Annotated in this window: 11 protein-coding genes; all 11 read left to right on the forward strand. The window is 36.0% G+C overall.

Going from position 1 to position 16,748, the window contains the following annotated elements; translation table 11 throughout:
• Positions 1 to 84: 84 nt before the first annotated feature.
• The 11 genes from ACJBCC_RS04045 to ACJBCC_RS04095 all read left to right on the forward strand — a co-directional run bounded on the left by ACJBCC_RS04045 (position 85) and on the right by ACJBCC_RS04095 (position 16,739).
• On the forward strand, positions 85 to 1,608 hold the full coding sequence (locus ACJBCC_RS04045) for an alpha-L-fucosidase (RefSeq protein WP_299098257.1): 1,524 nt from the start codon (positions 85 to 87) through the stop codon (positions 1,606 to 1,608).
• Positions 1,609 to 2,814: a putative glycoside hydrolase gene (locus tag ACJBCC_RS04050; RefSeq protein ID WP_407556450.1), complete on the forward strand. Its 1,206-nt coding sequence runs from the start codon at positions 1,609 to 1,611 to the stop codon at positions 2,812 to 2,814.
• 22 nt (positions 2,815 to 2,836) lie between these two features.
• The gene (locus tag ACJBCC_RS04055) at positions 2,837 to 4,708 is read left to right on the forward strand and encodes a sulfatase (protein WP_407556451.1); all 1,872 of its coding nucleotides are present in this window, start codon (positions 2,837 to 2,839) and stop codon (positions 4,706 to 4,708) included.
• 16 nt (positions 4,709 to 4,724) lie between these two features.
• A complete protein-coding gene (locus ACJBCC_RS04060) occupies positions 4,725 to 6,605 on the forward strand; it encodes a sulfatase (RefSeq protein WP_407556452.1) in 1,881 nt (626 codons plus the stop codon).
• Positions 6,606 to 6,618: 13 nt separating this feature from the next.
• A complete protein-coding gene (locus ACJBCC_RS04065; protein WP_299098253.1) occupies positions 6,619 to 8,127 on the forward strand; it encodes an arylsulfatase in 1,509 nt (502 codons plus the stop codon).
• Positions 8,128 to 8,320: 193 nt separating this feature from the next.
• Positions 8,321 to 9,505, forward strand: a complete 1,185-nt coding sequence (locus ACJBCC_RS04070) for a DUF6786 family protein (protein ID WP_299098252.1) — start codon at positions 8,321 to 8,323, stop codon at positions 9,503 to 9,505.
• Positions 9,502 to 11,112, forward strand: coding sequence for an arylsulfatase (locus tag ACJBCC_RS04075; RefSeq protein ID WP_407556453.1), 1,611 nt, complete (start codon positions 9,502 to 9,504; stop codon positions 11,110 to 11,112). The genes ACJBCC_RS04070 and ACJBCC_RS04075 overlap by 4 nt, the downstream gene beginning before the upstream one ends.
• Positions 11,113 to 11,139: 27 nt before the next feature.
• Positions 11,140 to 12,636 (forward strand): arylsulfatase, encoded by a 1,497-nt coding sequence (locus tag ACJBCC_RS04080; protein ID WP_407556454.1) that lies wholly within the window; start codon positions 11,140 to 11,142, stop codon positions 12,634 to 12,636.
• A gap of 13 nt (positions 12,637 to 12,649) precedes the next feature.
• Positions 12,650 to 13,795, forward strand: coding sequence for a carboxylesterase family protein (locus tag ACJBCC_RS04085; protein WP_407556455.1), 1,146 nt, complete (start codon positions 12,650 to 12,652; stop codon positions 13,793 to 13,795).
• 151 nt (positions 13,796 to 13,946) lie between these two features.
• Positions 13,947 to 15,191 (forward strand): hypothetical protein, encoded by a 1,245-nt coding sequence (locus tag ACJBCC_RS04090; protein ID WP_299098248.1) that lies wholly within the window; start codon positions 13,947 to 13,949, stop codon positions 15,189 to 15,191.
• A gap of 99 nt (positions 15,192 to 15,290) precedes the next feature.
• The gene (locus tag ACJBCC_RS04095) at positions 15,291 to 16,739 is read left to right on the forward strand and encodes an arylsulfatase (protein ID WP_407556456.1); all 1,449 of its coding nucleotides are present in this window, start codon (positions 15,291 to 15,293) and stop codon (positions 16,737 to 16,739) included.
• Positions 16,740 to 16,748 lie beyond the last annotated feature (9 nt).

Below are 16,748 nucleotides of genomic sequence, written 5' to 3' on the forward strand. Positions count from 1 at the left end.
TTTTACAGCAACAAAATGACAGATTAGAGAAGCGTTTACAAATTAGTAAATTGTTACTTTGTATAGTATCATATTAGAAACTATATGGCTTTTAAATCCTATATTATTATCCCCTTTTTAATCTTAAACACGAGTCTTGCTTTTGGTCAAATTACAACAAGTTCAAAAACCATTGAGGCGAATTGGGAATCTATGGTAGCCAACTATAACGTACCAGAATGGTTTCAAGATAGTAAAATAGGCGTATGGATGCATTGGGGAATTCCATCTTCAATCGATGAAAATAGACCTGAAGACGGATCGCATTACGGCAGACGCATGTATGGGGATGAAGATTATGATGCAAGAAATGAACCGGACAGATTGCGCACCGTAAGATTATCGGAATGGCATGAAAAACGTTACGGATTACCTTCAGAATTTGGTTACGAAAATTTTATCGCAAATTTTAAAGCTGAAAACTTTGACGCTAATGCTATTGTGAAATTCGTTAAAGATTGTGGTGCACGTTTCATAATGCCTGTCGCTACACATCATGATAATTTTGACATGTATGATTCCTTCTTTCCTTGGAATGCCGTAAAAATGGGACCAAAAAGAGATATTCTTAGAGAATGGAAAGATGCCGCTTACAAGCATGGTTTAAAATTTGGTGTTTCTACACATTTATACTGGTCACCACGCTTTTTTAGAACCGCAAGAAAATTTCAAAAAGAAGGCACAGAAGCTTGGGACTTTTTCAATATGGACTATGACACCTATAAGTTTGCTAGCCAAGATAGCTGGAACCAACATTGGTACAAACGCTCTTGGGATTTAATTGAAAAGTATGATCCCGATATGTTTAACAACGATTCGCCATATCCTAAAATAGGTTCAGGTAAAGGCTTAGGCGTTAAACTATTTTCAGCCTATTTAAACCGAGATTTAAAAGAAAACAATGGCAAACAAACGACCGTTTTATCTTTTAAAAACACCAAACAAAACAAAGCAGCGTTTACCTATAATTTAGAGCGTGGTATGTTTGGCGAACTACAAGAACACCCTTGGATTTGGGCTACCGATATATCAGGAAGTTGGTTTTACCGAAAGAACTCGTTTACCAGAATGTCCTTAGCGGTTTTAATTGGGAATGCTATTGATGCTATTAGTAAAAATGGTGCCGTTATGATTAATATTGCTTTAAAAGGTGATGGGACCATTCCTGAAAACCAAGAACAAATGCTTAGTGCTTTTGGTGCTTTTGTTAAACATAACCAAGAAGGCATTTACAATACTAGACCTTGGAAAACCTTTGGCGAAGGTCCTCTAGAGATTATAACCAAACGTGCAGGAGAAAATCTAAAACCCTTCTCTGAGAAGGATATTCGTTTTACCACAAAAGACAACAATATTTATGCCTTTGTCTTAGCACCACCAACCAAAGATCTTTTAATTGAAACTTTAAAAACTGACGGACTTTTAGAAAAAGACATAAAAGAAATACAATTATTAGGAAGTGATCAAGTCATTAGTTGGAAGAGAGATAATGAAGGTTTATTAATATCGTATAACTTTACAACGCTACCAAATCAATCAGCAATATGCTTTAAAATAATCACGGAATAATTGAAATTTAGAAAAAGATTAATGCATTACAAATCATCCATTTTATTGCTTTTACTAGCCGGTTTTTTAATGACCTGTGCTTCACATCAGCAAGAAAACATTATAGAAAAACAGAAATTACCTGACTTTTCTTGGGATACAATGCCCTTGTATATGCATTTACGCAAATCAACAGCCTTCAATAGAGAAGAACTAAAATACCTTTCAAAATTCCCTTTAATTACCTTTGAAAAAACAACAGGAAGTAAAACTTACGGATCTGCAGAAAAAGGAACTCTAAAAGCAGCAAAAGCGGTAAAAAAAATAAATCCGGAAACCACAATTTTGTATTATAAAAATGTAGTCGTTAATTGGGGCGGCTATAAGGAAGACAAAGCCTTTTTAAAACAACATCCAGAGGCGCTGTTGGTAAACACTAATGGTCAAAAAGCTTTAATGCCTAATAAGAGAACAGGTTTTTTTGATATATCCAAAGATTACGTTCGTTCGTATTGGTTAAATCATGTGAAAACCATTACTGAAAACCCTTATATTGATGGTGTATTTCTAGATGCTAATATTAAAGTTTTAGCACCAATTTTTTTTAGTAATCGTGTTGGCGAAGCAAAGCAAAAAACTATTGAAACGGGTTACTTAAAGATGATGTCCGATTTAAATACCCAATTAGGAAATCACAACTTATTGCTAGCGAATATGCTTCGTGTACGTCCGGATTTTAAAGATTCAGGTAGAAACTATATGAAATTCTTTGATGGCTCTTATATTGAAGGTTTTGAACACGAAAATTTTGGCATGACTTATGAAGATTATCTTGCCAAAGGTATTGAAGCAGTTCAAAAATCAGCTCGAGAAGGTAAAGTCATTGCCATGTCTCTTGGTATTGGTAAAGCTTTAGAGAATGAAAATGTAGGTATGGATGATGTAAGAGCGCGCTTAACTAACGATGATGATCTAACGAAACGTATAGACTATCTATTGGCTATTTTTCTAATTTGTGCCGAAAAACACAGCTACGTCTACCCTCATGATGGCTATGACGTTAACAAATCTGCAGTCTGGTTAAAAACTTTTCCGCAGTACAACAAAAAATTAGGAGCGCCAAAAGACTACGCGCAACGCGATGGCTACATTTATACGCGTGCTTTTGAACACTTGGATGTGTGGCTAGATATTAAAAACCAAACCGCCCAATTACACTGGAAATAAACTAAATATTTATACATAAAAAATGAAATCACTTTTAACAACGCTTACTATTTTATTGTGTTTTACTAATTATGTCATTAGTCAAAACAAAAGCAGTATAGACAAACCTAATATTGTTATCTTTTATGTGGATGATTTAGGTTGGCAAGATTCAGAACTGAATGATTTAGATGAGCCTACACCATGGGAAACACCCAATATGGTCGCACTCGCAAAAGAAGGCATTAATTTTACCAATGGCTATTCGCCTGCACCTACTTGTGCACCATCTCGAGCAGCAATGCTTTCGGGATTACATCCTACTAAAACAGGTGTAACTCATGTAAGTGGAGGCACCTTACCTAAAGCGACTAAACGCTCTAAGTATCTAACGCCATTTTATCCTGTTGGTTTAATGCCAGAAAATTTCACTATTGCAGAAGCATTAAAAATGAATGGCTACAAAACAGGTCATGTTGGTAAATGGCACGTTGGTGCACTTGACATTCAGAAATCAACCAAACAAGGTTTCGATTTTGCATACGAATCTAGAGGTGCACACCAAGGGCCTAAGAGAGAAAAGAACCGGATAAACAATTTTGCAACCCACGAGGAAGGCGATCCTTACCGTTTAAGTGATGAAAAATATCCTCCGTTTACCAAATCATCGCCTAAAGGAATTTCATATCCAAAAGATATGGTAACAGATAAAGCTCTTGAATTTATTTCAACAAGTAAAGAAGAACCGTTCTTTTTATACTTAGCACATTGGTTGGTACATGCGCCAATTCACACGAAGAACAAGGAATTATTACAATATTACAGTGATAAATTAGGGATTGAAATGCCTACAAAAGATATCCCTATTAAAACAGGAGGCCAAACCAACCCATTTTACGGTTCTATGGTGACCACTTTAGATTGGAGTTTAGGACGTATAGTAGATTTATTAAAAACCACCGACGATCCAAGACATCCTGGTAAAAAATTAATTGAAACGACTTATATTATTTTCTCTTCAGATAACGGAGGTGTTGAAAAAGCCAATGGCGATATCGTTACAGATAATTTCCCGTTAGATCAAGGTAAAAAGTATGCGCAAGAAGGTGGTATTAGAGTACCTTTGGTTATTGCTGGTCCGCAAATTCCTAAAGGAAAAACTAAAGATGTATTGATTAATCAATTAGACTTTTTTCCAACAGTATTAAACCTTACCAACAGTACCGTGCCTGAAAAATACAGTTCAGAGTTTGATGGTTTAGATATTTCTGAGATCTTATTAGATAATGAAAAAAAAGTAGCAGATAAAAACGGAAACGCTAGAGAAGATTTATGGTGGCACTTTCCACATAACACGGATTCTCAAATGCAATCTGCGATAAGACATGGTGATTATAAGTTATACAAAAACTTAATTCCGGGAACCTATGAATTATACCGTTTGTACAAAAATGGTAAAAGAGAAGATTTAGAAGAGAAATTTGATATTGCTAAAGACAACCCAAAAGTGGTTAAAGACTTAGCAGCAAGATTAGAAAAATATCTAGAGGAATATAACGCACAATTCCCTTATAAAAATCCTTCAAAATTCAAGGCTGAAGAAACTGCGTCTATACCAGTAATTGTAACCGATACCTATGATGCGGAATCGCGTAAAGCAACAATAACTTTAGAAAAAGGAAAATCTGATGTTGTAGAACCTTATGTTTTAATTCGAATTGCTAATAAGTCGGCATTAAAAAAGAAAGGAAAGCTAAAAAAGCATTCTACAACCTTTATTAAAGTGCCTTTAGAAGCGAGCAAAAACAATTTAGAATACACCTACACTGCACCTGAAAACATCATGGAATATGGGTTTGTTTTAATTGATGAAAATCAGTTTATGGTTCAAAGTGAATTCCGTAGAATCAACTAAAAAAATAAGCTATAAAATGAAACACAATAAATTAATCGCAGCCCTAGTTTTTCTAGCGTTCTTTTCCTCAAACTATAGTCACGGTCAGGAAAACGATTTAATAAAACCGAACATCATCATTTTTTATGCAGATGACTTAGGTTGGCAAGACGTGCAAATCAATGATTTAGATGAGCCTTGTGCTTGGGACACTCCAAACATTAAAAAGTTAGCAGAAGACGCCATTAATTTTACTAATGGTTATTCGCCTGCACCAACTTGTGCGCCTTCACGATGTGCCATTTTAACGGGATTACATCCTGCAAAAACAGGCATAACGAATGTAAGCGGTGGGAAAATTCCAAAAGCGCATAGATCGTCTCAATATATTAGTCCTTATTTTCCTGAAGGTTTAATGCCAGAACATTTCACTATTGCGGAAGCTTTAAAAATGAATGGTTATAAAACAGGACACGTCGGAAAATGGCACGCAGGACACTTAAAAATTCAAAGTTCTACCAATCAAGGTTTCGATTTTGCGCACGAATCTCGTGGTGCACACCAAGGCCCGAAAGGTAAAAATAATAGAACCAATTTTTTTGCCACGCATGATGAAGACGACAAATACCAATTGAGTGAAGAAAAGTACTTTCCTTTTACTAAAGCATCACCTAATGGTATTTCGTATCCTAAAGATGCGGTTACTGAAAACGCCCTTCAATTTATTAAAGACAATAAAGAAGAGCCGTTCTTTTTATACCTCGCACACTGGATGGTACATTACCCAATTCACACTAAAAACCGTGAATTATTACAGTACTATTGCGATAAATTAGGCGTAGACTTCCCAACCGAAGATGTTCCAATGACCTCAGGAGGCCAAACCAATCCTTATTTTGGAGCGATGGTAACCACCTTAGACTGGAGTTTAGGACGTGTGATCGATTTATTAAAAACTACAGACGACCCAAGAAATCCCGGCAAGAAATTATACGAGACGACTTATATCTTTTTCTCTTCGGATAACGGAGGCGCTGAACAGCGTAAAACAGAAATCATGTCTGATAACGCGCCTTTAGATAAAGGTAAAAAATACACCGAAGAAGGTGGTATTAGAGTGCCAATGCTTATTTCTGGCCCAAACATTTCCAAAGGACAAACACAGGATGTTTTAATCAATCAGTTAGATTATTTCCCAACGATATTAAATCTTACCAACAGTGAAATTCCTTCAGAATACAGTGCTGATTTTGATGGTTTAGATATTTCAGAGGTTTTATTTGAAGGAAAAAGCGAGGTCAAAGATAACGACGGAAAGGTTAGAGAAGATTTATGGTGGCACTATCCTTATGGTCTCGAGCATCAAAACCAATCGGCTATACGCTCTGGAGATTATAAATTGTATAAGAAATTTATGACTGGCGAATATCTGTTATATCGCTTATATAAAAATGGCAAACGACACGATTTAGAAGAGCAACACAATATTGCTAAAGACGAACCAAAAATTGTAAAAGCTTTATCTGAAAAATTAGAACAATACATCAAAGATTACGATGCTAAGTTGCCATATAAGGAGCCTTCAAAATTTAAAGGAGATAAGAATGTTGCTGCTATTCCTGTGATTACAACAAATACATTTAACGCAGCATCTCGTAAAGCAACCGTACAAGTAGAACAAGGAAAGTCTAATGTAATTGAAAGCTATGCGCTTGTAAAAATTTCAGATCCTGTTAAAAGAACAAACAAAGGCAAGAAGAAAAAAGTAAGGTCTACCTACTTAATAGTCCCTGTAAATATTAGCAATAATGGATTAGAATTCAGCTATTCCGTTCCGGAAGAGGCCATAGAATACGGACTTATTTTAATTGATGAAAACCGTTTCATGGTAAAAAGTGAGTTTCAAAAAGTTAAATAAGTAAGTGTTGAAGATGAAAATAGGAATCATAAAATATAGCGTTATATGCTATTGCTTGTTTTTCCTATTTTTTATTCAAACCACTGATGGGCAAACGTTTCCTAAAGCCTTAAAAAATAGCAGACCAAACATCATCTTTGTAATGACCGATGATCAAGGTATGGGCGATTTGTCTTGTACGGGAAATGAAGTCGTAAAAACCCCAAACATTGATGCGTTTTATCAAAAATCAACGCGTTTTACAGAATATCATGTAAGTCCTACTTGTGCACCAACGAGAGCTGCAATTATGAGTGGTCGGCACGAATTTAGAGTTGGCGTTACACATACTATTTTAGAACGTGAACGTATGGCTTTAGATGTATATACGCTACCTCAAGCCTTGCAATCTGTAGGCTATAAAACCGGATTATTTGGCAAATGGCATTTGGGAGATGCTGATGATTATTTGCCTCAAAACAGAGGTTTTGATGAAGTATTAATGCATGGAGGTGGTGGAATTGGTCAAGTAAATCTTGGAGATTTTCCACCGAATAAAGACAATGTGTATTTTGATAATGTTTTGCTTCATAATGAAACCATTGTAAAAACTAAAGGCTTTTGTACAGATGTGTTTTTTGATGCCGCCATGGCTTGGATCAAAGAGAACATAGATAATAAACAACAGTATTTTACCTATGTTTCTTTAAATGCACCACACGCTCCTCTGGTTGCACCTGAAAATTATAAAAAGCGCTTTTTAGAGTTAGGCTATGATGAAGGCACTGCGAGTAGATATGGCATGATTGAAAACATCGATGATAATTTCGGAAGGTTAATGAGCAAGCTTGAAGAGTGGAATGTTTTAGAAAACACCCTAGTTATTTTTACTACAGATAATGGAGCTACACATTTAAGAGGTACTTTAAATGGCGAAAAGGTAAAACATTTTAATGCCAACCTTAAAGGTGGAAAAAACTCACCAAACGAAGGTGGCGATCACGTGCCACTTTTCATGTATTGGAAAGGTGTTTTAACCGAAGGTAAAGACATTAACCAACTTACCGCACATATCGATTTATATCCAACCTTTTCAGAATTAACAGGAGCTCAATTACCAGAAACCATGCAACGTTTAGAAGGGTTATCATTAATCCCATTATTAGAAAACACGGTAAGCATTTGGGAAGATCGTTTACTGTTTACACATTGTGGACGCTGGAAAACAGGAATGGTAAACAAAGCCAAATACACTAAAATGGCGATAAGAAGTCAGCAATGGCGTTTTGTAAATAATGCCGAATTGTATGATATAATTAATGATCCTGGAGAGCGTCATAATGTTGCGGCAGAACATCCAGATGTGATTGCAAAATTTCTAGAACCTTATAATGAATGGTGGTCCAATTCTATTCCTTTGATGATAAATGAAAATAGAAAAAGAGTAAAGGAACAACCACTTCATATAAAGTATTATAAACAACTAGAAGCCGAAGGAATTCCAAATTGGAATCCAGAAGATACAATTACAGAAAAAAACTAGGAAACAACAGGTAATAATTTCGAATATATATAAAGCAGTTTAAATTATTTAAATAAGACATATTTTAGATTGAATTAGACATGACATTATAATGAAAGAAACTGCAAATTAGTAACCTTGAAAACTTTTATTTCGTAGCAAAGCGATTTAGATGTATAAAGCATTTATTAATTACAAAAAGCATTGCAAAATCATGACTGAAACTATAAACAACAATTTTTCTAAAGATCTTAACTTTCTAAAAGCGCATACCAACATCATTGTGTTGCAAGAAGGCGAAAGTGCTTTAGCTATAGCACCACAATTTCAAGGTCGTGTAATGACCAGTACGACGAACGTATCAGAAGGTCCTAGTTTTGGTTGGATTAACAAAAAAGTCATTAAAGCCGGTTTTTTACCCGAGGAAGAACGCAAAGGTCGCTTAGAAAATCAGATTTATGTGTTTGGAGGCGAAGAACGCTTTTGGTTAGGTCCTGAAGGCGGACAGTTTTCGCTCTTCTTTAAACCGGAAGACAATTTCGATTTTTCAAATTGGAAAACACCTGCTGTTATAGATACCGAAGCATTTACCTTGGTGTCTAAAACGAATAATACGGCAACATTTAAACACCAGTGCGAATTAGTAAACAAAAGTGGCACCGTTTTTAAAATGGGAATTGGACGTTCCATTTCTATTTTGAATAAAGTGTCGATACAAAATATTATTAATAAACCATTTTCAGACAGCATTGCATTTGTTGGCTATCAAACCAACAATCAAATTACAAATATTGGTAAAAAACCTTGGCTTCCAGAAACAGGATTACCTTCTATTTGGCTTTTAGGTATGTATAAACCTTCACCAGAAACCACAGTGGTTATTCCTTTTAAGGCAGGTGAAGATGATGATTTAGGATCAAAAGTAAACGACACTTATTTTGGTAAAGTTCCTGAAGTTTATTTAGAAGTCAACAATGATGTTTTATACTTTAAAGGTGATGGAACCAAACGAAGTAAAATTGGGGTCAACTCAAAACGTTCTAAAGGTATTGCCGGAAGTTACGATGCTGTGGGCAAAGTTTTAACCTTAGTGAAATATAATGCGCAAGATGCTTCTAACGGTTACGTGAATTCAGCTTGGGAATACCAAGAAGAACCCTATGCTGGCGATGTGATAAATGCCTATAACGATGGCGAGCCAGAACCAGGTGTTGCACCTATGGGACCGTTTTATGAACTTGAAACCTCATCACCTGCTGCTGCTTTAAAACCGAATGAAACGATGGTTCATATTCAAACCACCATTCATTTACAAGGTGATGAAGATGAACTCAGTGACATTGCTGAAGCCACTTTAGGTGTGCGTGTAGATGCTATTTTAAAATCGTTAGAACGATGAAAAACAACAAAGTATTTAAAGTTTTTTCGCTAAGTCTATCGCTTTTAGGATTACTTGTTCAGTTTTCTAGTTTTATTCCAAAGAACACAACAGAAAAACCTAAGACTAAAAAGCCTAACATCATCTACATTCTAGCTGATGATTTAGGTATTGGCGATCTTAGTATTTACAATGGAAACAGCAAAATACAAACACCGCATTTAGACCAAATGGCTAAAGAAGGGATGCGATTTACCGATGCACATACCTCATCTGCAGTTTGTACACCAACACGTTACGGCATTTTAACCGGACGCTATAATTGGCGAACCCCTTTAAAGGAATTTGTGACTTGGGGAAACTCACCGAGTTTAATTCAGAAAAACAGATTAACCGTTGCGCAACTACTCAAAAATCAAGGTTATAAAACCGCTAACATTGGTAAATGGCATTTGGGTCTAAACTGGAGCATGAAAAATAATAGTTCTGAATTTGATCATTATTCAGAGCGTTCGGACCGTTTAAATTTTAAGGCTATTGATTATAGCCAACCCTTAAAATTCGGCCCTTTAGATATGGGATTTGATTATTCGTTTATGATTGCAGCATCTTTAAATATGCCACCTTATGTGTATTTAGAAAATGACAAGGCCACGATGCTACCAACAGATAAAACCGAAAGAAATAGAAAAATATATCCGTTTAGTAGCTGGATAAAAGGAGACATTGCAGACGATTTTAAACACCAGGAAGTTTTACCTAAAATAGTTGACAAATCCATTTCATTCATAAAAGAGAATGCCAACGAAGACCAACCGTTCTTTATGTACATTCCTTTGCCTTCGCCTCATAATCCTGTGCTTCCCATTGCACCATGGAAAGGCCAAAGCGAGATTGGTAGTCCTTATGCCGATTTTGTAATGATGATTGACGATTTAATGGGCACTATTTTTGAAACCCTAAAAGCACAAGGCATTGACGACAGCACCTTAGTGGTTTTTGCTAGTGATAATGGCTTTGCCACTACCAACGATTTAAAAACCTTGAGACAAAAAAAACACAGTCCTAGTTATGTGTATAGTGGTTACAAAGGCAGTTATTTAGAAGGTGGTCATCGCGTTCCGTTTTTAGTGAAATGGCCAGGTAAAATTAAACCAAATTCCATTTCTGATGCTACTATATGTACTACAGACTTTATGGCTACTTGTGCCGATATCGTAGATTATGAATTTAAAGATAATGAAGCAGAAGATAGTTTTAGCATGTTGCCTTTACTAACCAATGAAGGCACTTATTTAAGAGACGCTACGATTCATCATGATAAATATGGTGTTTTTGCTATTCGGAAAGACGACTGGAAACTTGTTGTAGCGCCTAATTCTGGCATTATGGCTTCCGGAAAAACTAAGATTCATAAAGGTGTTCATTCAGAAGTAATACTTTATAACTTAAAAGAAGATATCAAAGAAAAAAATAATGTAGCTGATCAATTTCCTGAAAAAGTGAAGGCACTAAAAACCATTCTCATTAAACAGATTAGAGATGGCAGAAGTACCCCTGGGAAAATTCAAGAAAACGATGCTATACCTGGCGAATGGCCGCAAGCCGCATTTGCCTTTGAAAACTAATTTCAATTAAATTAACCCATAAAGCCCATGTACATTTTAAGAGTTCTTATCATCTGTGTTTTAATAACATCCAGCAAATCCAATACAGAAGCTACACAACAAGATGTTACAAATAAAACCAAGGCGCCTAATATTGTCTACATTTTAGCTGATGATATGGGTTATGGGGATCTTTCGGCTTTAAACTCAGAATCTGCCATCCAAACGCCATACATGGATAACATACTAAAAAATGGCGTTCATTTTACAGATGCACATTCCAATTCGTCTGTTTGCACACCTACGCGCTACGGCATAATCACAGGACGTTATGCTTGGAGAAGCCCATTAAAAAAAGGCGTTCTACATGGTTACAAACCGGCTTTAATAGAAGAAAGTCGACCAACAGTTGCATCATATCTTAAAAGTAACGGTTATACAACGGCATGTATTGGGAAATGGCACATAGGTTTAGATATGCAACCCAAAGATGGAGCGCAAAAAGTCATAGCAAAAGACGGCATTAGTAATGTAGATTTTAGTAAACGCATAAAAGACCCAAGCGATTTAGGTTTTGATTATTCATACACCATGCCAGCATCTTTAGACATTCCGCCTTATGTCTATATTGAAAACGGAAAAACGGTAGAGTTACCCACAGAATATACCAAAGGTAAAAATGAAGGTAGAGGTGTGATGTGGCGACCAGGTGAAAAAGCACCCAATTTTGTATTTGAAGAAGTACTCGATCATTTTACTAAAAAATCGGTGTCGTTTATCAACGAACAACAAGATGTAAACGTACCTTTCTTTCTTTATTTTCCTTTAACCGCACCGCATAAACCTTGGTTACCTGTTGGTGAAGCCATTGGAAAATCTAAAGCAGGACTTTATGGAGATTACGTCACTATGGTAGATGATGCTGTTGGCGCTGTTGTTAATGCTTTAAAAGAATCAGGTCAATTAGAAAACACATTAATCATTGTGACTTCAGATAACGGCTCTAGTTGGACTGAAAGAGATCAAGAAAAATATCCACATCGCGCCAATTACATTTACAAAGGTCGAAAAGCCGACATTTATGAAGGCGGTCATCGCGTTCCATATATAGCACAATGGCCAGGCGTCATTCCTGCAGGATTAGAATCCAATCAATTAATGTGTACTACAGATTTGTTTGCCACATTATCAGGTATATTAAATCAACCTAATGTGGAAAATGCTGCGGAAGATAGTTACAACCTTTGGCCAGCTTACACATCGGATGTAAAAACACCAATTAGAGAAGCTATTGTTCATCATTCTATTTACGGTATGTTTTCCATTAGAAAGGGGAAATGGAAATATACGCCACAATTAGGTTCTGGTGGTTTTACAAAGCCAAAAAATGTTGAACCAAAACCTAATGAAGCACCAGGCACCTTATATGATATGATGAATGATCCTGAAGAAAAAAACAACCTCTATAACACACATCCAGAAGTTGTTAAAGGATTAGACCAGCTTCTAGAAACCTATAAAAATCAAGGCTTCAGTAATAAATAAGAATTTCAGTAACATGACTACATTAATGGGGCTTAAAATAAATAGACTTTTGATGATTGCTTTTACCATAGTGTCGGTGTGGCATGGCTTTTCACAATCCGATGATGTATCCAATGGTGCTTACAAAGCTTTTTTACTTCAGAAAACGTGGCAAAAATTAGACCCAGATCATAATCAGAAGTTTACGGAATCTGAAGATAAAAGACAATGGAGGCGTTACAAACAATATGATGTGAATAAAGATAGCATACTCACTCAAAAAGAATTTACCAGTAATTTCCGCATTCCTTATTTAAAAACCGAAGGTAAAAGGAAATTAAATGTCTTATACAAAACCACAAAAGAGGACGATTTATACTTAGACATTTACTATCCTAAACACATTAAGAAGGATGAAAAATTACCCGTTGTTTTCTACACCCACGGAGGAGGTTGGGCGGCAGGAAGTAGACATGGCGCTGCCAACGCATCTTTTAAAACCGTACATATGGCACTTTTAAAGGAAGGGTTTTGTGTGGTGTCTGTGAGTTATAGATTAGTAGAAAAAAATGGCACAACGGCAATGCGCGACTGTGTTATAGACAGCAAAGACGCCCTTCGTTATATCTCTAAACACAGTGAAACTTTAGGGATTGATAAAAACAGATTTTATGCTTTTGGGGATTCCGCAGGAGGACAAATTGCTCAAATGCTGGTATTGAGTTCGCCAGATAGTCTCATTGGAGATAAAGATTTAGCAAAATACGATTATACAATGGCTGCAGGTGTATCCTGGTATGGCCCTACCGATTTTGAAAACACAAGCCTGTTTAATCCGGATGATAGACCAAATTTTAAAGATCGATTTAGCCCAAGAATTTTAAAGTCCGGTACTAAAAAAGAAGATGCTTTGTCCTTGTATAGAGAAATGAGTCCTGTAAATTATTTAACTAAAGATAGTCCACCTTTATTATTACTGCAAGGCGATTGTGACAACACCATTCCTGTAAAACATGCGTATTATATGGAAGAAAAAAATAAAACTATTAATGCGCCCATCACGATTCAAATTGTAAAAAACTCGGGACATAACTGGCGAAAAGTAGGAAAACCCATTCAACCAACACGAGATGAGATTGTGCAAACCACCATTGACTTTTTTGTAGCACATTTAAAATAATTTAGAACCTGTTGAATAGCAAATTATAAAGATTATCACTTCTTTTTCTTAAAAAAAATAAGGTGGATTAAAGCAAACAAAAGGGGCGTTTAGGCAATTCATTGGATGCGTTTTCTTTTATTTTTACTAAATAATAAATAAGCAGTTAATCATGAAACCCATACAAATTATATTACTCGCCATATTATTCCTTTCATCTTGTTCTAAGCAGGATGATCAGCCAATAGATGATCAGTCAATAACTGAAGAACCGGATCCAACACCAGAATCAAGAGCAGAATGGTTAAGTGGTTCTTGGGGAGTTACCTTTCCTATTTATGGAGGTGAGCGATTAGATTCTGAAGTCGCTGGAGGTTATGATTACAGAGCTGGTGCGCAACAAATTATTGATGAATTACCTGCAACAGGCCACATTATAACTAATCTTTCTAATTTTGCAAAATCATATTATTTTACTTTAAGAGGGAATGAAAATGTAGATATCGCTACAGAAATAGACGAACTTTTAGTTCCAAGTCTAGAAAATGAACAAATAATCTTTGATGTTCTTCAAAATTTTAAAGATGTGGGAAAGAAAAATATTCTATATATCTCTACCAATTATTTTGATAGATTAGGACCAGAGGAATCAGATGATGAAGACTTTAATGCAGCACATACAGCATGGATAACATATTACACAAATGAATTTGAAGGAAATGAATATGCTGCATACAGAGACCTAGTACAAGGATTTATTTTACGCATTAAAGATTATGCTGATGGCTATTGGCTAGACACTACCGCAGAACTAGACGATGATGGTCATATAGAAGATTTTGTTCAAATGATTAGAGATGCAGATCCTGATGCTGCTATTTCAGCATCTCCTAACGGAGCATATTTCACAGATGAAAACAATGAGTTTATAAAAGTAGATTCTGACGGTGTTGATGATACAGATGATAGAGATTATAAAATTGTAAGCTTCGAAGGTGTAAATAACTATCAAGATTTTACTAGTGGCCATGTAACACCTTTAGGACAAGGAGCACCTCCTAATTCATGGGCTTATGAAGAGTTTACAATGCCAGCAATGGTTGCCAATCCTTGGGACGAATATGATGGAAAAGTAATATTAAAACATGCATGGTTTCCGGTAAGAGACAAATGGCACGTATCATCAGCAAATTTAATATTTGGTACCGAAGATGCTTATAGATTTACAAGAACACTTAAAGATGCAAATGCTGGCGTGACATTTGCAACTACTATTGATGATGTAAATAACAAAGGATATATGATGGCAGAAGAAATGATAATTATGAAAACTATTAACGATAGATTGCTTTCTAATCCTATGCCTGACTTTGAACCTTATGTTAGGCCTGAAGGAGCTTTTTTAGTGGGTGAGTAAAGTTGTGATAAGTTATTTTAATAAGTAGTAAAAAGTTAAATAATGATGAATAGAATGCGTTTTTTTTATGTGAAATTTGTTTTTGCAATGTTTATGTCGATGACTTGGTCAGGATATGCACAAGAAAAATCAAAACAACCCAATATCGTATTTATCGTATGTGATGATTTAGGTTATGGAGAAGTACAAGCACTTGCTCCAGAAACAAGTAAGATTAAAACACCAAGTATAGACCAATTGACACGAGAAGGTATGGTGTTTACCGATGCGCATTCTGGTTCTGCTGTTTGTACACCAACGCGTTATGGTATTATGACTGGGCGTTACAGCTGGCGTACAAAACTACAAAGAGGCGTGGTACAGGGTTTTGCCCCTAACCTTATTAAAGAAGACCGTCCGACCATTGCCAACTTCCTAAAAGATCAAGGGTATCATACGGCTTTAATTGGAAAATGGCACTTAAATTTTCAATACATAGATCCAGTTACAAAAACAGCCATTGAGAAAAAATCTAAAAAGCATTTACCACCTGTAGGTGCCACGATTCCTGATGGCCCTATTAATCGTGGGTTTGATTATTACCACGGTTTTCATCATGCTAAAGACATGAAAGCAGTTATTGAAAATGATAAAGTCATTCTCTATGATGATGAAATTAACATGCTACCACGTTTAACAACAAAATCTGTAGATTATATTAACCAGCAGGCAAAAAATAAAGAAGGAAAACCGTTTTTCTTATATGTGCCTTTAGGCTCACCACATACACCAATTTTACCTTCAAAAGAATGGCAAGGCAAGAGTGGTATGGGCGATTATGCCGATTTTGTCATGCAAACCGATGCCACTGTGGGTGCTATAACAGATGCTTTGGAAGCTAACGGATTATCAGAAAACACCTTAGTGATTTTTACGAGTGATAATGGAACCTCTAAAGCTGCAGATATTGAAGGACTTGCGGCACAAGGCCATATTGTAAGTGCTGGCTATCGTGGTTCAAAATCCGATTTATGGGATGGAGGTCATCGTGTGCCATTTATTGTAAAATGGCCAAGTAAAGTAAAACCAAACAGTACAAATGACGATTTAATTTGTTTAACCGACATCTTCGCTACCTTTTCTGAAATCACAGCTGTTCCTGTACCAAGTAAAGCTGGAGAAGACAGTGTAAGTTTTTTACCCGCTTTACATGGCGAAGCTATTAATAGTACGCGCGCTGGTGTCATCCACCACTCTATCACAGGCCACTTTGCTTATCGCTTAGGCAAATGGAAATTACTATTGGCTAAAGGTTCTGGTGGTTGGTCGTCTCCACGAGAAAAAGAATCCGCAGACATGCCTAAGGCACAATTGTATGACATGGAAAATGATCCTGCTGAAACCGAAAATTTATATACAAAACGTCCTGAAATTGCAGAACAATTATTAGAGCAATTAGAATTAGACATCAAAACAGGGCGCAGCACCAAAGGTGAGTTTTCTGAAAATGATGTGGACAAAATTGTGCTTTGGAAAACAAAACCAAAACGTAAAAAATCTAAGAATTAATCAACCTAC

The sequence above is a fragment of the Winogradskyella sp. 4-2091 genome (genome assembly GCF_045765065.1).
Lineage (GTDB): Bacteria > Bacteroidota > Bacteroidia > Flavobacteriales > Flavobacteriaceae > Winogradskyella.

Bases quoted from the DNA above. Each gene is read 5' to 3' on its own strand.
- ACJBCC_RS04070 (WP_299098252.1), top strand. From the start codon at position 8,321: ATGACTGAAACTATAAACAACAATTTTTCTAAAGATCTTAACTTTCTA.
- ACJBCC_RS04080 (WP_407556454.1), top strand. From the start codon at position 11,140: ATGTACATTTTAAGAGTTCTTATCATCTGTGTTTTAATAACATCCAGC.
- ACJBCC_RS04090 (WP_299098248.1), top strand. From the start codon at position 13,947: ATGAAACCCATACAAATTATATTACTCGCCATATTATTCCTTTCATCT.
- ACJBCC_RS04095 (WP_407556456.1), top strand. From the start codon at position 15,291: ATGACTTGGTCAGGATATGCACAAGAAAAATCAAAACAACCCAATATC.
- ACJBCC_RS04065 (WP_299098253.1), top strand. From the start codon at position 6,619: ATGAAAATAGGAATCATAAAATATAGCGTTATATGCTATTGCTTGTTT.
- ACJBCC_RS04045 (WP_299098257.1), top strand. From the start codon at position 85: ATGGCTTTTAAATCCTATATTATTATCCCCTTTTTAATCTTAAACACG.
- ACJBCC_RS04075 (WP_407556453.1), top strand. From the start codon at position 9,502: ATGAAAAACAACAAAGTATTTAAAGTTTTTTCGCTAAGTCTATCGCTT.
- ACJBCC_RS04060 (WP_407556452.1), top strand. From the start codon at position 4,725: ATGAAACACAATAAATTAATCGCAGCCCTAGTTTTTCTAGCGTTCTTT.
- ACJBCC_RS04085 (WP_407556455.1), top strand. From the start codon at position 12,650: ATGACTACATTAATGGGGCTTAAAATAAATAGACTTTTGATGATTGCT.
- ACJBCC_RS04055 (WP_407556451.1), top strand. From the start codon at position 2,837: ATGAAATCACTTTTAACAACGCTTACTATTTTATTGTGTTTTACTAAT.